12 protein-coding genes are annotated in these 13,000 nt (G+C 73.6%); 11 read left to right on the plus strand and 1 reads right to left on the minus strand.

Going from position 1 to position 13,000, the window contains the following annotated elements:
- Positions 1 to 44 precede the first annotated feature (44 nt).
- Genes DMP17_RS29990 through DMP17_RS30010 form a run of 5 tightly spaced genes read left to right on the plus strand, consistent with a single transcriptional unit; the run spans position 45 to position 4,577 of the window.
- Entirely contained in the window at positions 45 to 1,508 is a 1,464-nt protein-coding gene (locus tag DMP17_RS29990) for an aldehyde dehydrogenase (RefSeq protein ID WP_337831273.1), read from the plus strand.
- On the plus strand, positions 1,505 to 2,308 hold the full coding sequence (locus DMP17_RS29995) for a crotonase/enoyl-CoA hydratase family protein (RefSeq protein ID WP_226356740.1): 804 nt from the start codon (positions 1,505 to 1,507) through the stop codon (positions 2,306 to 2,308). The genes DMP17_RS29990 and DMP17_RS29995 overlap by 4 nt, the downstream gene beginning before the upstream one ends.
- Positions 2,308 to 3,525, plus strand: a complete 1,218-nt coding sequence (locus DMP17_RS30000; protein WP_337831274.1) for a thiolase family protein — start codon at positions 2,308 to 2,310, stop codon at positions 3,523 to 3,525. The genes DMP17_RS29995 and DMP17_RS30000 overlap by 1 nt, the downstream gene beginning before the upstream one ends.
- Complete coding sequence (locus tag DMP17_RS30005) at positions 3,522 to 3,941, plus strand: Zn-ribbon domain-containing OB-fold protein (protein WP_226356742.1); 420 nt, start codon at positions 3,522 to 3,524, stop codon at positions 3,939 to 3,941. The genes DMP17_RS30000 and DMP17_RS30005 overlap by 4 nt, the downstream gene beginning before the upstream one ends.
- A gap of 36 nt (positions 3,942 to 3,977) precedes the next feature.
- Positions 3,978 to 4,577, plus strand: a complete 600-nt coding sequence (locus DMP17_RS30010; RefSeq protein ID WP_226356743.1) for a TetR/AcrR family transcriptional regulator — start codon at positions 3,978 to 3,980, stop codon at positions 4,575 to 4,577.
- 11 nt (positions 4,578 to 4,588) lie between these two features.
- On the opposite strand, the gene DMP17_RS30015 is transcribed toward DMP17_RS30010, so the two are convergent.
- Positions 4,589 to 5,236 (minus strand): TetR/AcrR family transcriptional regulator, encoded by a 648-nt coding sequence (locus tag DMP17_RS30015; protein ID WP_226356744.1) that lies wholly within the window; start codon positions 5,234 to 5,236, stop codon positions 4,589 to 4,591.
- A gap of 271 nt (positions 5,237 to 5,507) precedes the next feature.
- Between DMP17_RS30015 and DMP17_RS30020 the strand changes: the two genes are divergently transcribed.
- From DMP17_RS30020 to DMP17_RS30045, 6 genes are all read left to right on the plus strand, one after another.
- Entirely contained in the window at positions 5,508 to 7,910 is a 2,403-nt protein-coding gene (locus DMP17_RS30020; RefSeq protein ID WP_337831275.1) for a CaiB/BaiF CoA transferase family protein, read from the plus strand.
- 117 nt (positions 7,911 to 8,027) lie between these two features.
- Positions 8,028 to 9,284 (plus strand): cytochrome P450, encoded by a 1,257-nt coding sequence (locus tag DMP17_RS30025; RefSeq protein WP_226356749.1) that lies wholly within the window; start codon positions 8,028 to 8,030, stop codon positions 9,282 to 9,284.
- A gap of 161 nt (positions 9,285 to 9,445) precedes the next feature.
- Positions 9,446 to 9,658: a ferredoxin gene (locus DMP17_RS30030; protein ID WP_226356750.1), complete on the plus strand. Its 213-nt coding sequence runs from the start codon at positions 9,446 to 9,448 to the stop codon at positions 9,656 to 9,658.
- Positions 9,659 to 9,703: 45 nt separating this feature from the next.
- Entirely contained in the window at positions 9,704 to 10,675 is a 972-nt protein-coding gene (locus DMP17_RS30035; RefSeq protein ID WP_443217922.1) for a PDR/VanB family oxidoreductase, read from the plus strand.
- A gap of 67 nt (positions 10,676 to 10,742) precedes the next feature.
- Positions 10,743 to 11,999, plus strand: a complete 1,257-nt coding sequence (locus DMP17_RS30040; RefSeq protein ID WP_337831276.1) for an aromatic ring-hydroxylating oxygenase subunit alpha — start codon at positions 10,743 to 10,745, stop codon at positions 11,997 to 11,999.
- The gene (locus tag DMP17_RS30045; protein WP_226356752.1) at positions 11,996 to 12,979 is read left to right on the plus strand and encodes a GNAT family N-acetyltransferase; all 984 of its coding nucleotides are present in this window, start codon (positions 11,996 to 11,998) and stop codon (positions 12,977 to 12,979) included. Before DMP17_RS30040 ends, DMP17_RS30045 begins: the two co-directional genes overlap by 4 nt.
- Positions 12,980 to 13,000: the final 21 nt, after the last annotated feature.

The following is a 13,000-nucleotide window of genomic DNA, read 5'->3' on the forward strand; positions in this document are numbered from 1 at the left end:
GGACGCGATGCGGCGCCCCCGGGGCGCGGAAGGAGACGCGGTTCGTGACGAACGATCTCGCCGGGACCGTCGAGCGGAGCTCGTTCTTCGTCGGCGGTCGGTGGCGCCCGCCGGCGGGGACCGAGCGCGTGGACGTGTTCGAGGCCGCCACCGGCTCCCCGTTCGGCGTCGCCGCCCTGGCCGGCACCGCCGACGTCGACGCCGCCGTGGCCGCCGCGTCCGACGCGCTGCACGGCCCCTGGGGCCGTGCGACCGGCGCCGAGCGGGCCGCGACGATGCGTCGGCTCGGAGTCGCGCTGACGGCCCGCGCCAAGGACACCGCCGCGCTCGTCAGCCGGGAGAACGGGATGCCCCGGTCGCTGTCGATCGGCGCGAACGGGTTCGCCCCGCCGATGATGCTCGACTACTACGCGGGCCTGGCCGAGCAGCTCGGCGTCGACGACCTCCGCTCGGGGACGCTGGCCCGGGTCCGTGTGCGGCGCGGGCCGGTCGGTGTCGTCGCCGCGGTCACCCCCTGGAACTACCCGCAGGCGCTCGCGGCCATGAAGATCGCCCCGGCGCTGGCCGCGGGCTGCACCGTCGTGCTCAAGCCGGCACCCGAGACCGCGCTCGACGCCTACGTGTGGGCCGAGGCGGCCCTCGAGGCCGGCCTGCCCGACGGCGTGCTGAACATCGTGCCGGGTGGCCGCGAGGCGGGGGCGCACCTGGTCGCGCACCCCGGCGTCGACAAGGTCGCCTTCACCGGGTCCACGGCCGCGGGCCGGGCGATCGGCGAGGTCTGCGGACGGCTACTGCGGCCGGTCACGCTGGAGCTCGGCGGCAAGTCCGCGGCGCTGCTGGCCGAGGACGCCGACCTGGACGCGTTCCTGGCCGCGTTGCCCGAGGTGTCGCTGGCCAACAACGGCCAGACCTGTCACGCGTGCACCCGCATCCTCGCCCCCCGCCACCGCTACCGGGAGATCGTCGACGCGATCACCGACACCGTGCGCTCCCTGCCGGTGGGCGACCCGCTGGACCGCGACACCCGGATCGGGCCGCTGGTCAGCGGCGCGCAGCGCGACCGGGTGCTCGGGCTCGTGGCGGCCGGCCGCGCCGCCGGTGCCCGCGCCACCACCGGTGGTGGTGTCCCGGAGGGCCGCGAGCGGGGCTGGTTCGTCGAGCCGACGGTGTTCGCGGACCTCGACAACGACGCCGCGATCGCCCGGGAGGAGATCTTCGGCCCCGTGCTGTGCGTCCTGCCCTACGACGGCGAGGACGACGCGGTCCGGATCGCCAACGACTCCGAGTACGGCCTCGGCGGCACCGTCTGGACCACCGACCCGGGACGGGGACAGGCGCTCGCGGACCGGATCCGGTCCGGCACGGTCGGCGTCAACCACTACGCGCTCGACGTGCTCGGGCCCTTCGGCGGGATCAAGGCGAGCGGTCTCGGCCGGGAGCTGGGCCCCGAGGGACTGTCGCCCTACGTCGCCCTCAAGTCCGTCTACCTCACCCCGGAGAGCCGATGACCGCCACCGAGAACGTCGAGCAGGCCGCGGCACTCTACGAGCGTCGCGGGCACATCGGCCTGATCACCCTCAACCGTCCGCGTGCGATGAACGCGGTCAACGCCGACCTGTCGGCCGCCGCGGGCGACGCGCTCGCGGCCGCCGCCGTCGACGACGAGGTGCGGGCGATCGTGATCACCGGGGCCGGCCGCGGCTTCTGCGCCGGTGCCGACCTCAAGGAGGTCGCGCGCGGACGGAGGATCGACGACCGCGACCACCCGGAACGCGGTTTCGCCGGCCTCGTCCGGCAGTGGGTCGACAAGCCCACCATCGCCGCGGTGAACGGCTTCGCGCTGGGCGGGGGCACCGAGATCGTCCTGGCCTGCGACCTCGCGGTCATCGACGAGACCGCGTCGCTGGGGCTCCCGGAGGTCACCCGCGGTCTCGTCGCGGCCGCCGGCGGGGTCATCCGGCTCGCCCGGCAGATCCCGCAGAAAGTCGCGCTCGAGGCCGTGCTCACCGGGGAGCCGATCAGCGCCGCACGCGCCCACGAGCTCGGTCTGGTGAACCGGGTCGCGCCCGCGGGCACCGCGCTGGAGGTGGCGCTGGCGACGGCCGGGGTCGTCGCCGGCAACGCGCCGCTGTCGGTGCGGCACAGCAAGCGCGTCGTGCACCGGTCGCGCGACGCCGGCTCGGACTGGGACGACGCGGCCTGGGCGCTCAGCGACGAGGCGATGACGACGGTCTTCGGCAGCCGGGACGCCCGTGAGGGGCCGACCGCGTTCGCCGAGAAGCGCGCCCCCCGCTGGGAGGGGCGCTGATGACGGGCGCCGCGATCGCCGGTCTCGGTCTGACCGAGATGGGCAGGGTCTACGGCCGCTCCTCCACCTCGCTCGCCGCCGAGGCGGTGCGCACCGCGGTCGCGGACGCCGGCCTCGGACTCGCCGACCTCGACGGACTGCTGGTCAGCTCCGGGATCAAGCAGGACGTGGGTGTGGGGCTCGCCGCCGTGCTCGGCCTGCACGAGCTGTCGGTGCTGAACCAGGTGAACGCGTTCGGTGCCACGGCGGGCGTCATGGTGGCGCAGGCGGCCCAGGCGATCGCGGCCGGTGCGGCCACGACGGTGGCGTGCGTGTTCGCGGACAGCCCGCTCCGGCCGAAGGAGTCGGCCGGGTCGAGCTACGGCAACCCGGGCCGGCGGTCCGGCGGCGGCGCGGCCGTGCGGGGACTCGCGGGGTGGTCGGTGGCCTCGGGTGCGACCAACCCCACCATCCTCTACGCGTTGTGCGCCCAGCGGCACATGTCGCGCTACGGCACCACCTCCGAGCAGCTCGGCGAGATCGCGGTCGCGCAGCGGGCGTGGGCACGGCACAACCCGCTGGCGCAGATGCGTGACCCGATCACTCTCGACGACCACCGGGACTCGCGGTGGATCGCCGAGCCGCTGCACCTGCTCGACTGCTGCCTGGTCAGCAACGGCGCCGTCGCGGTCGTGGTCACTTCGGCCGACCGTGCGGCCGACCTGGCCCGGCCCCCGGTGCACCTGTGGGGTCACGGCCAGGCGCACGCACCCCGCCGGATGCAGGCGGGATCGGAGTGGGGCCTGGTCACCCCGGCCGCCCGGTCGGGGCCGCAGGCGATGGCCATGGCGGGGATCGGCGTCGACGACGTCGACGTCGCCGAGATCTACGACTGCTACACCTTCACCGTGCTGGTGACCCTGGAGGACTACGGGTTCTGCGCCAAGGGCGAGGGCGGCGGTTTCGTCTCGGGCGGCCGGCTGGCACCGGGCGGGTCGCTGGCCTGCAACACCGGAGGCGGCCAGCTGTCGTCGTACTACATGTGGGGTTTCACCCCGTTGTCGGAGGCGGTCGTCCAGGCCCGCGGAGCCGGCGGCGCGCGACAGGCACCACGCAACGACGTCGTCCTCGTCAGCGGGAACGGCGGCATCCTCGAGCACCACTCCACGCTGGTGCTCAGCCCGCACCGCCGGGACAGCGGTCCGGCACGGACCCACGGTGGGAGGAGCCCGCGATGACGAGGTTCCCGAAGGTCGAGCGCGACCCGGCGACCGCAGCCTTCTACGACGCCGCCGCGCGGGGGGAGCTGCTCGTGCAGCGGGGGCCGTCCGGCACCGTCCTGCCCCCGGAGGCGCGCACCGACCCCTCGGACGGTTCGGCCGATCTCACCGGGACCGGGGTCTCCGGGGACGCCACGCTGGTGAGCTGGGCCGTCGTCCACCGGGCCCCGCTCCCCGTGCTCGCGGAAGCGGTCCCGTACGTGAGCGCGGTCGTCGAGCTCACGGAGGGCCCGTGGCTGGTCGTCCGGCTGGTCGGGGACACCGGCGCGCTGCGGGTCGGGGACGCGCTGCGGGCACGCTTCGTGGTGTCGGGCGGACCCGACGACCCGGGGGAGACGTTGCCGGTGTTCGAGAAGGTCGGTCCGGGCCGCTAGGCTCGTCGCGAGGTGGAACGATCCGGGAGGTCACGGGTGGCACGGGGACGAGGTCCGTTCGCGGGTGGGCCGGAGCAGGCCAGGACCCGCCTGGTGGCCGCGGCCGAGGAGTGCTTCCTCGACTACGGCGTCCGCCGGACCACGATGGACGACGTCGCCCGCCGGGCCGGGGTGTCGCGCCCGACGGTCTACCGCTACTTCTCCGACCGGGACGCGCTGATCGTCGAGGTGGTCACCCGCCGGGCCCGGAGCTTCGGTGTCCGCGCCCGCGAGTACATCTCCGGCCGTCCCGACTTCCCGGCGAAGATCGTCGACGGGCTGGGCTACCTGGTCCGCGGCGGCCGGCGGGACCCGATCCTGCGCGCCCTGCTCCAGCCGGACAACCTCAGCGCGACCAGCGGCATCCTGACCGCGGGGAAGGTCGCCGAGCAGCTGACCCTCGAGGTCTGGGAGCCCATCCTGGTGGCCGCCCAGGAGGCGGGCGAGATGCGGGCGGACATCGACCCGCGCGAGCTCTGCGGGGTCATGGCCGACCTGGAGTTCATGATGATCGGCCGCGAGGACCTCTTCGCGCCGGGCGGGCCGGGGGTACGGGAGCTCGTGGGCGACTTCCTGCTGCCCTCCCTCGTGGCCTGAGGCGCCCGCGGTCAGCCGGCTACGGGCACCTCGGCGCGGATCCCGGCCCGGTGGAGGGCGGGCGCGACGTAGGTGCGCAGCAGCGCACGCCGATCGTCGTCGGTGACCGACGGCCGGCTCAGCCGGCTGAGCAGCACGAGCTCGATGAAGGTGAGCCAGGTGCAGAAGTCGGCGACGTCGAGCTCGGCGCGGACCTCGCCGTCCTCCTGCGCCTGTCGCAGGATCGGGGCCCACAGCTCGGTGGTGAGGGTGACCGGGAGCCGGGCGGCGTCCGGGTGGTCCTGCATCCCGTCCATGAACTCCAGGCTCACCAGCTGCTGCACCAGGGGGTCGCGGCTACCCGCGTCGACCAGGAAGAGCATGCCGTCGACGAGCTTGTCGTCGATCCGGCCGCGGGTGTCGATGAACCGCCGGGCCCGGTCGAGCAGATCGCGCGCCCGTGACAGCAGCACCCCGAGGACGAGGTCGTCGCGATTGGCGTAGTGCCGGTAGACGGTCGGACGGGAGACCCCTGCCTCCCGGGCGATGTCGTCCATCGTCGCCTTGGTGATGCCGAGCCGCAGGTAGCACGCCTCCGCCGCGAGCAGGATCGCCGTCGCGGGGTCGGAGACCCGGTTGCGGGGCGCCTGACGTCGGCCACCGCTCGGGGTTCTCGACATGTCACCTCATTCTCCTGCGATCGGTCGTCAGGATACACCGGCGACCGGGACCGGCCGGGGAACGTCGGGCCGCGCGCGGCGTCCGGTGGTCCGTCCGGTCCCGTGCCGGGTCCGCCGTCCTCCGGATCGATCGTGACACGCGAGACGAAGAACGGGAATTGTCGCCCGTAGTGACAGCGACCACCGACAGCGCGCGACAGCTAACCTACGATGTGTAGGTAAGGAGTGATCGGGCCGCGACGAGGCGGCGACGACCGAAGGGATGCAGGGCGTGAGCGGTACGACCACCCAGCACGACATCCTCCCGCTGGCCGGGATGCGCGTCATCGACCTGGCGGAGGGGGCGGGGGAGGGCTGCGGCCGGTTCCTGGCCGACCTGGGCGCCGACGTCCTGCGGATCGAGCGGCCGGGCGGGTCGCCCGGCCGCGCCGACCCCATCGGCTTCGGTCTGGGCAACGCCAACAAGCGGAGTGCGGTGCTGGACCTCGACGGGGCCGACGGGGCCGGGCGGTTGCTCGCCGCGGTGGCGGGTGCCGACCTGCTGATCGAGTCGTTCCGGACGGCGGAGGCGCAGGCCCGCGGACTGACCCCGGAACGGCTCCTCGAGGCCAACCCGGAGCTCGTCGTCGTCTCGATCACCGACTTCGGGCGGACCGGGCCCTACCGTGACCGTCTCGCCGACGAGGACGTCCTCGCCGCGGCGGGCGGCGTGCTGTGCCGCTCGGGCAGGCCCGGCCACGTTCCGCTGCTCCCGCCCGAGGGGGTCGTGGGCCAGGTCGTCGGTGTGCACGCTGCGTGGGCGGCGCTCGTCGCCTACGTCAAGCGGCTCCGTACCGGCCGGGGCGAGCACGTCGACGTGTCCGCGCACGAGGCCGTGGTGCACGGCGTCGACCCGGCGTTCGGTGCCCAGGGGACCGCCGCGGCCGGCCGGGCCGAGAGCTTCCCGCGTGACCGTCCGGACGCCGCGGACTTCTACCCTGTCTTCCCCTGCGCCGACGGGCACGTCCGGATCTGCCTGCTCGCGACCCGGCAGTGGCGCGCGATGTTCGGCTGGCTCGGCGAGCCCGCCGAGTTCGCCGATCCCCGGTTCGACGCCATCCCGGCCCGCTTCGCCGCGGCCGGGCGGCTGCACCCGCTGATCGCCGCCCTGTTCGCCGGCCGCAGCCGTGACGAGCTGGTCGCGGAGGGCACCGCACGCGGCATCCCGATCGCCGGGATGCTCGACGCCGACGAGGTGCTCGCCGCCGATCACTTCCGCGAGAGCGGTTCCCTGGTCGACGCCGAGCTGGGCGACGGGCTGCGGGCCCGGGTGCCGTCCGGCTACGTCACCGTCGACGGCGTGCGTGCGGGTCTGCGCGCCCCCGTGCCCGCGCCCGGCACCGACACCCTCGGTTTCGCTCCGGCGCCCGTGCGTGATCTCGGCCTGCCCGGGCAGGCCGAGGGCGAGCGGCCGCTGGCCGGGCTGCGGGTGCTGGACCTGGGGATCATCGTGTTCGGCGCCGAGCTGGGACGGCTGTTCGCCGACCAGGGCGCCGACGTGATCAAGATCGAGAACAGCGCCTTCCCGGACGGGCTGCGGCAGACCCGCAAGGGGGGCGGGATGAACCCGTCGTTCGCCTGGGCGCAGCGCAACAAGCGCGGGCTCGGGCTCGACCTGCGCAGCGCCGAGGGCAGCGGGCTGTTCCGGGACCTGGTGGCCCGCGCCGACGTGGTGCTGGCGAACTTCAAGCCCGGCACCCTGGAGTCGCTGGGCTTCTCCCACGCGGAGCTCGCCGCGGTCAACCCGCGCATCGTCGTGTCCGACAGCAGTGCGTTCGGCTCGCGCGGCCCGTGGCGCGGACGGATGGGCTACGGCCCGCTCGTGCGGGCGGCCTGCGGCCTCTCCGAGCTGTGGCGTGACCCCGCTGCCGACCCGTCGGCGCCCGAGGCGTTCTGCGACGGCTCCACGGTCTACCCCGACCACGTCGCCGCCCACGTCACCGCGGTGGCGGTGCTGGCCGCCGTGATCGGGCGGTCCCGCACCGGCCGGGGTGCCGCGGTCGACACCGCCCAGGCCGACGCCGCGCTCATGGCGCTCGGCCCGACCCTGGCCCGGGCCTCGTTGCGTCCCGGCACGGAGACGGCCGAGGGCAACGCGCGTCGCGGCAGGGCGCCCGCCGGGGTCTTCCCCTGCGCCGGCGACGACGAGTGGTGCGTGGTGTCGGTCGCCGACGACGTCCGGTGGCGGCGCCTGGTCGCCGCCACGGGTCTGCCCGACGACCCGGACCTGCGGACGGCGGCGGGCCGGCTCGCGCGCCGGTCCGAGATCGAACAGGCGCTGGGCCGCTGGACGGCCGAGCGCAGCCCGGACGAGGTCACCCGCGTCCTGCAGGACGCGGGTGTCCCGGCCGCGGGGATGCTGCGCCTGCCCGACGAGCTGACCGATCCCCAGCTCGTGGCCCGCGAGGCGTTCGGGGTCCTGGAGCACGCGCAGCTGTCCGCCCCGGTGCCCACGGGCGCACGCATCGCGCGGTTCTCCTCGGTGCCCGACCCGGAGCTGCGGCCCGCGCCGATGCCGGGTGAGCACACCCGCGAGATCTGTGCCGAGGTGCTCGGATCGGGTGCGGACGAGATCGACGGGCTGGTCGCCGCGGGCGTGCTCCAGGCGCCCGTCGAGGCGCCGGCGGACCGGTAGGAGCCCGGTCACCCGCTTCGGGGGTCGACGACATCTCCCCGTGTCTCTACGTTACCTTGAGACAACTTCCGTCGTTTGTCATGTTGCGTGTCACCGTCGACCGAACAGGAGCGACCCATGACCACCACGAAGGCCGAGCTCGAGCCCAGCCTCGTCGTCGATTTCGACATCTACGACCCCTCCCTCACGATGCCCGTCGACCGGATGCAGGAGAAGGCGGCCGAGCTGGCCGCCATCGGACCCATCGTCTGGTCCACCACCCACGGCGGGCACTGGCTCGTCACCTCCTACGAGCACGTCCACGCGATCCTGCGCGACCCGCAGACGTTCTCCAGCCACCCGAACAACCTCGTCGACGCCGGGCAGGGCAAGTTCCTGCCGATCGAGCTGGACCCGCCGGAGCACACCTCGTACCGGCAGGCGCTGCAGCCGCTGTTCAGCCCGAACCGGATGCGGCAGCTGGAGCCGCGCATCCGCGAGATCGTCGTCGAGCTCCTCGCCTCGTTCCAGGCCGACGGGAAGGTCGAGTTCGTCGAGAAGTTCGCCCACGAGCTGCCGACGCAGGTGTTCCTGGCCCTGATGGGCTGGCCGCTCGAGGACGCGGGCCTGTTCACCGAGGCGACCGAGATCGCCCTGAACGGACGCCCGGGCGACACCCCCGAGCAGGCCAACGAGTCGCGGACCGCGGCGGCGTACGAGATGTTCGGCTACTTCATGAAGGTCATCGCGGGCCGGCGGGCGGCGATGGAGGCCGGTGAGGCCTCGGCCGACGACGTCACGAACGCCATCATCGCCACCTCCATCACCGACGTCGACGGCGTCGAGCGCCCCCTCACCGACGACGAGCTGGCCCGGATGTTCTTCCTGCTGCTCATCGCGGGTCTGCACACCACGCAGGGGTCGTTGGCGTGGATGATGCTGCACCTGTCGCAGAACACCGAGGAGCGCGACAAGATCATCGACGATCCGGCCGCCGTGCCGGCCGCGGTCGAGGAGATCCTGCGTTTCGAGGCGGCGGTCGCGATGGGCCGCAGGGCTCTGGAGGACACCACCGTCGGTGGGGTCACCGTCCGGGCGGGCGACCAGCTGCTGCTGCTCCTCTGTGCCGCGAACCGGGACGAGCAGGAGTTCGAGGAGCCCGCGACGCTGGACGTCGAGCGGACGCCGAACCGGCACCTGACGTTCGGGTCCGGCCCCCACCGGTGCATCGGCTCGCACCTGGCCCGGCTGATGCTGACGATCGCCGCCGAGGAGATCCACCAGCGGATCCCGGACTACCGCCTCGACCCGGAGGACCCCCCGGTGGTCCTGCCGAGCCAGGTCCGGGGATTCGCCCGGTTGTCACTGCGGTTCACGCCGGTCACCACGGGCTGAGCGCCCGCACGGCCGGGTGCCGCGGGCGGGACCGGGCCGTATGGGCCGCGCCCGCCCGCGACCGTGGCGGCGCGCCCGGTCCTCCCGTCGCGGGAGGCCGGGGCGCCGGTGCCCGGGACGCGGCGGCGGACGGCCGCACGGTGTACGAGGAGGAGGACGAGATGGACCAGCATCTGACGGTGGACCGCACGGCGTGCGCCGGACACGGTCTCTGCTACAGCACGGCGCCCGCGCTCGTCGACTGCGACGACCAGGGTGACCCGGTCGTGCCGGCCGGTCCGGTGCCCGAGGAGCAGCTGCGCGACGCGCGGCGTGTGATCGACATGTGCCCCGAGCGGGCACTGGCGCTGCAGGCGGTATCCCAGCCGGCGTGACCGGCGGGCCGTCCGCGGCTCCGTGACGAGGAAGGTGGCATCGAGGTGGGACGGTCGGACGCGGCATCCGCGGAGACCCTGGAGATGGAGGTCGCCGAGCGCGAGCCGGTCGCCGACGGCGTCGTACGGCTCACGCTGCGGCGCCCGGACTCCGCGCCGTTGCCGGTGTGGGAGCCGGGCGCGCACCTGGACCTGCACCTCGGTGCGGACCTGGTCCGGCAGTACTCGCTGTGCGGTGACCCGGCCGACCGCACCGCCTTCCAGGTCGCGGTCCTGCGCGAGCAGGACGGCCGCGGTGGCTCCGCGCACGTGCACGACGTGCTGGAGAAGGGGACGGTCCTGACCGTCCAGGGCCCGCGCAACAACTTCGCCCTGGCCGGGTCGGACGAGTACCTGTTCGTCGCCGGCGGGATCGGCATCACCCCGATCCTGCCGATGGTCGCCGCGGCGGAACGCGCCGGCGCGCGGTGGCGGCTGGTGTACGGCGGCCGGGCCCGCGGCTCCATGGCGTTCGTCGACGGACTGGTGGACCGCTACGGGGACCGCGTGGACGTGGTCCCGCAGGACGAACGCGGCCTGCTCGACCTGGACGGTCTGCTCGGTGTGCCGCGCGACGGCGTGCTGGTCTACTGCTGCGGGCCCGAGCCGTTGCTGGCGGCCGTGGAACAGCGGTGCTCCGCCTGGCCGCCGGGTGCGCTGCACCTGGAGCGGTTCTCGCCGAAGGAGGTCGCCGAGCCGGGCACCGGGGCGACGACGTTCGAGGTCGAGTTCGCCGGGTCCGGCGTGACGGTCGAGGTGCCGCCGGGGGTGAGCATCGTCGACGCCGCGGCGGAGGCCGGGGTCGAGATCGAGACCTCGTGCCGCGAGGGGGTCTGCGGCACGTGCGAGTCCGCCGTGCTGGAGGGGGTCCCGGACCACCGGGACTCGGTACTCACCCCGGACGAGCAGGCGGCCAACGACGTGATGTTCCCGTGCGTGTCGCGGTGCCTGTCCGGGCGTCTGGTGCTCGACCGCTGAGCGACTCCCGGCGGCGACGCCGGGCCGGAGCGTGGACTCCCGCCCAAAACCTTAAGGCTGTAGGATAATGACCGGACCAGTTCTCGATCCGCGACGTCTGCTGTCGCGGGAGCAGGAGGCGACAGTGGCGACCGACCAGAACGGGGCCAGTGCCCGGCAGGCGGATGAGCTCGTCGCCCGCAACGATCGGATCCGGCGGGCGCTCGACCACATCCGCAACGACAGCACCGACGAGTTCGACGGCGTCTCCTCGTTCACGGCGGAGGAGTTCACCGACCCGGAGATCGCCCGGCGGGAGCGCGACGCGGTCTTCGGCACCGTGCCCTCGATCGTGTGCCACGGCAGCGAGATCCCCGAGCCGAACGACTTCATCACCCTGCAGATGCCGCGCAACAACGTGATCGTGGTGCGGCAGAAGGACCGCTCGGTGAAGGCCTTCGTGAACCTCTGCCGGCACCGCGGAGCGTTGCTGGAGGAGCAGGAGAAGGGCCGCTGCCGGCTGTTCTCCTGCGGCTACCACCGGTGGTCCTACGACACCGACGGCTCGCTGCGCGCGATCACCCGCGACAACACCTTCGGCACGATCGACCGTTCCCGGTACGGCCTGATCGAGCTGCCGACCGAGGAGCGCCACGGGTTCGTCTGGATGATCGACGACGCGGACGCCCGGATCGACGTCGCCGCGTGGCTGGGTGCGGAGATGGACGGCATCCTCGCCGGCTACGGCATGGACAAGCTGGTCTCGGCACAGGCCGAGGGCTTCGACGAGCCGGTCAACTGGAAGATCATGCAGGACGCGTTCCTGGACGGGTACCACATCCAGTACGCACACCCGAACACCGCGGCCAAGCACATCCACACCAACGTCATGGCGGCCGAGGACTTCGGTCGGCACGCGCGCTTCATCGCGCCGCGCAAGACGATCGACAAGTACCTCGAGGAGCCCCCGGCGCCCGACGAGGATCTCTCGCCCTACATCACCGAGACCCACTTCCTCCTGCCGAACAGCACCCTGCTGCGCCAGCCCGACCACTTCGAGCTGCTCACCTTCCGGCCGCACCCCACCGACCCGGGCCGGTGCCGGATGGAGATGCGGCTCGTCGTGCCCACGATCGAGGACTCGGGCATGACCGAGGAGCGCTGGCACAAGATCTGGGAAAAGAACTGGAAGATCCTGCTGGCCGTGCTGCACCAGGAGGACTTCCCGCTGCTGCGCAGCTCCCAGCGGGGCATGACCAGCGCCGACGCCGGCGGGATGCTGCTGGGGCGCAACGAGATCATCAACCAGATCTTCCACCGTGAGCTGCGGAAGCTGGTCTCGTGATCGATGTCGAGTGGTACCGGCCCGACGGCCCGGGCCTCGCCCCCGACGTCGAGGCGGAGCTGCGGGAGATGCTCGTCGAGGCGGCGGAGGCCGACGCGGAGGCGGGCTTCCCCCGCCTGTCGGTCGACGACCCGGTGGAACCGGGCACGTCGTACCTGCTGATCTGGCTGCTGCCCGACGAGCGGTCCGGGCGCACCGTGCCACTGGTGCCGAGCCTGGCGGGATTCCTGCGCGTCGAGCCCCTGCGCGACGAGGACGCCGGGACCGGCGAGGTCTCCTACGTCGTGCGGCCCGCGTACCGCTCGCGGGGCATCACCACCCTGCTGATCGAGAAGATCGGGCTGGAGCTCGGGACCCCCGACGGCTGGCAGGGCACCGGTGTGTCCCGCCTGCGGGTCTGGGCCCGGGCCAACCACCCGGCCGCGCTGCGGATGGCGCTGCGGTTCCGCCGCTACGGGATCCGCACCGCGCTGCGCGAGTGGCAGATGCTCGCACCGGTGCGGATCGGCAGGGAGGTCGATCCCGGTGCCGAGTCCCGCGGACCGGACGTGCACGAGGTCACCGCGGGCGCCGGGCGCGCGGCCGCCGCCGAGCTGTGGACGGCGTCCGGGCGCAGGCACGCCCCGCCGGACCGCTGGGTGCTGCTGGTCGGCGGCCCGGACGAGCGGCCCGACGGCGCGGTCTGGATCGACCCGGACTCCGCCGAGCCCACCGAGTACGGCACCGCGGGCCGCCTGGTGGCCGTGGTGACCCGGGACGGTCGTGCGGACCGTGAGTCGGACCCGTTGGTGCGTGCGCTGCTGGTGGCCGGGCTGGAACACCTGCGCGACGCCGGTCTGCGGGTCGGCGCCGCCACGATCGACTCGGAGGACCGCTCGCTCGTGCACGAGGCACGGACCCTCGGGTTCATGCACGACCAGACCGACGTCCAGTACACCGTCGAGAACCGGACCGCCGAGCCCCGGCCGGCGGCCCGATGAACCCGCCGGAGGCGGCACACC

Source organism: Pseudonocardia sp. TMWB2A (genome assembly GCF_017312135.1).